Genomic DNA, 2,506 nt, shown 5'->3' on the forward strand with positions numbered 1-2,506 from the left:
AACCGATGCGGGCCGGACACCGTCCGGCCCGCATCGGGACCGTCAGGAGCGAGAGTCGCGGATGCCCGACGGGATCCACGAGGAGGAAGGACGACGATGGGCGTCATCGGGGACAACCTCCCGACCTACCTGACGGGGTTCGGGGTCACCCTTCAGCTCACGATGTACTCGGCCGCCCTGGCGCTCGTGATCGGTGTCGTGCTCGCCGCGCTGCGGGTCTCGCCGGTGGGCTCGCTCCGGGTGGTCGCCGAGATCTGGGTCGAGGCCCTGCGCAACACCCCGCTGACCCTCGTGTTCTTCTTCTGGGTGTTCGTCGCGCCCGTCTTCGGTGTCATCACCCCGTTGGGCTTCTGGACCGCCGTCCTGTGCCTGTCGGTCTACACGTCCGCCTTCGTCAGCGAGGCAGTCCGGTCCGGGATCAACAGCGTGGGGATCGGCCAGGCCGAGGCCGCGCGAGCCATCGGCCTCACCTTCGGTCAGACCCTCCAGAACGTCGTCCTCCCGCAGGCCGTGCGATCGGTGATCCCCCCGCTGATCAACGTCTTCATCGCCCTCGCGAAGAACACCTCGGTCGCGGCTGGGTTCGCCGTGGTGGAGCTGATGGGGACCGGACGACGACTGGGCACCGCGAACGCGGCGGACGGGCTCTGGGTGCTCGTGGGCGTCGCGCTCTTCTACCTGGCCATCACGGTGCCGGCGGGTCTGCTCGCCGGCAACCTCGAGCGACGGGTGGCGTTCAGCCGATGAGCAGTGTCCTGTACGACGCACCCGGCCCCCTCGCCCGCAAGCGCGAGAAGGTGGGCTCCGTCCTCGGTTCGGTCCTCCTCGTCGCCGTGGCCGGCGCCGCGCTGTGGTACGCGAACGGCCAGGGGCTCCTGACCTCCGACCGCTGGGACGTGCTGTACGACCCGCCCAAGAACCAGACGGCCGGCGACGTGTGGTGGTCGATGGTCGGGATCGGACTGGGGGCGACGCTCCGCGCCGCTCTCGTCGCGGCCCCGCTCGCGCTGGTCCTCGGTCTCGGCCTCGCGATCTGGCGGACGAACCGCCGGCCCTGGCTCCGCGCGCCGGCAGTCGTCGTCATCGAGCTCTTCCGCGGACTGCCCGTCCTGCTGATGATGTTCTTCGGGCTGCTGGGCTTCGGGTGGTCGGCGTTCGCGGCCGTCGCCTTCGGCCTGACGGTCTACAACATGGCGATCATCGCCGAGATCCTGCGGGCCGGACTCGCCGCACTTCCCCGCGGTCAGGCCGAGGCGGCCTACGCCGTCGGCCTCTCCCGCCCGCAGACCCTGGTCAAGGTCCTGCTCCCGCAGGCGATCCGCACGATGCTGCCGAGCCTGATCGCTCAGCTCATCGTGCTGCTCAAGGACTCCTCGCTCGGGTTCATCGTCGGGTACCCGGAGCTGCTCAAGGCGATCCAGAACAACGCGCAGTACTTCGGCACGGACTACTTCGTGGCCCTGTTCACGGTAGGACTGGCGATCTACCTCACGGTGAACCTCTCGCTGTCGAAGCTCGCACGCTGGATCGAGGGCAGGACCCGCAAGTCCACCAGCGCGGCCCCGCCGACGCCCGTGCCGACGGGAGTCTGAGCACCGCGGGTCCGCCCCGGCTCGCCTCCGTCGCCGACGGGGGTCTGCGCACCGCGGGCCCGCCTTGGCCCGCCCCGGACGCCCCGGCGCAGGGGCCCCTGACGCGTCAGCCTGCCGTCGCGCGGGCCCTGAGCTCGCGGACGACGGTGACCGCGATCTCCCCCGGGTAGGACAGGTCCTTCTCGATGTGCCGCGCGATCGACTGGGCGAGCCCCGGCAGCGCCTCGTCGTCGACGAGGTCCGGCTCGACCACGACGCGGACCTCGCGTCCGGCGGACATGGCGACCGCACGTCGCACACCTGCGTGCGCGGCGACCAGCGCCTCGAGGGTGTCCATCCGCTCGAAGTACTGGTCGAGCTCCTCGCGCCGTGCCCCGGGGCGCGCGGCCGAGGCGGCATCGGCGGCCTGGACCAGGACGGCCTCGACCGAGGTCATCGGCACCTCGTCGTGATGTGCGGCGATCGCCTCGACGACCACCTCGGACTCCCCGCACCGACGGGCGAGGTCGGCGCCGACGAGGGCGTGGGTACCGCCGAGCTCTGCCGTCAGTGCCTTGCCGATGTCGTGCAGGAAGGGCGCACGGCGAGCCACCTCGACGTCCGCGCCGATCTCCGCCGCCATCAGCGCGGCGATATGCGCGGCCTCGACGAGGTGCTCGAGGACGTCCTGCCCGTAGCTCGTGCGCAGCCGGAGCCGCCCGAGGGTCTCGACCAGCTCGGGATGCAGGTGCTGGACACCCGCGCGCTCCGCGGCGTCGTGACCTGCGGCAAGGGTCCGGTCCCTGGCGCCGGCAAGCGCCTCGGCGTAGGCGATCTCGATGCGCTGCGGATGGATCCTGCCGTCCAGCAGGAGCGCCTTCATCGCGACGGTGGCGATCTCCCGCCGCTCGGCGTCGAAGCAGGAGAGCGTGACC

3 protein-coding genes are annotated in these 2,506 nt (G+C 71.3%); 2 read left to right on the forward strand and 1 reads right to left on the reverse strand.

The annotated features are described in order from the left end of the window. Nucleotides 1–96: 96 nt before the first annotated feature. Nucleotides 97–747, forward strand: a complete 651-nt coding sequence (locus tag ABWK99_RS15605) for an amino acid ABC transporter permease (RefSeq protein WP_372595606.1) — start codon at nucleotides 97–99, stop codon at nucleotides 745–747. Then, nucleotides 744–1,592 carry an amino acid ABC transporter permease gene (locus ABWK99_RS15610; RefSeq protein ID WP_372595607.1) on the forward strand — a complete coding sequence of 283 codons (849 nt, stop codon included), beginning with the start codon at nucleotides 744–746 and terminating at the stop codon, nucleotides 1,590–1,592. The genes ABWK99_RS15605 and ABWK99_RS15610 overlap by 4 nt, the downstream gene beginning before the upstream one ends. A 106-nt stretch (nucleotides 1,593–1,698) precedes the next feature. On the opposite strand, the gene ABWK99_RS15615 is transcribed toward ABWK99_RS15610, so the two are convergent. Beyond that, a partial coding sequence (locus ABWK99_RS15615) for an HDIG domain-containing metalloprotein (RefSeq protein ID WP_372595608.1) occupies nucleotides 1,699–2,506 on the reverse strand: 808 nt, incomplete at its 5' end.

It is taken from the genome of Actinotalea sp., assembly GCF_041597215.1.
GTDB lineage: Bacteria > Actinomycetota > Actinomycetes > Actinomycetales > Cellulomonadaceae > Actinotalea.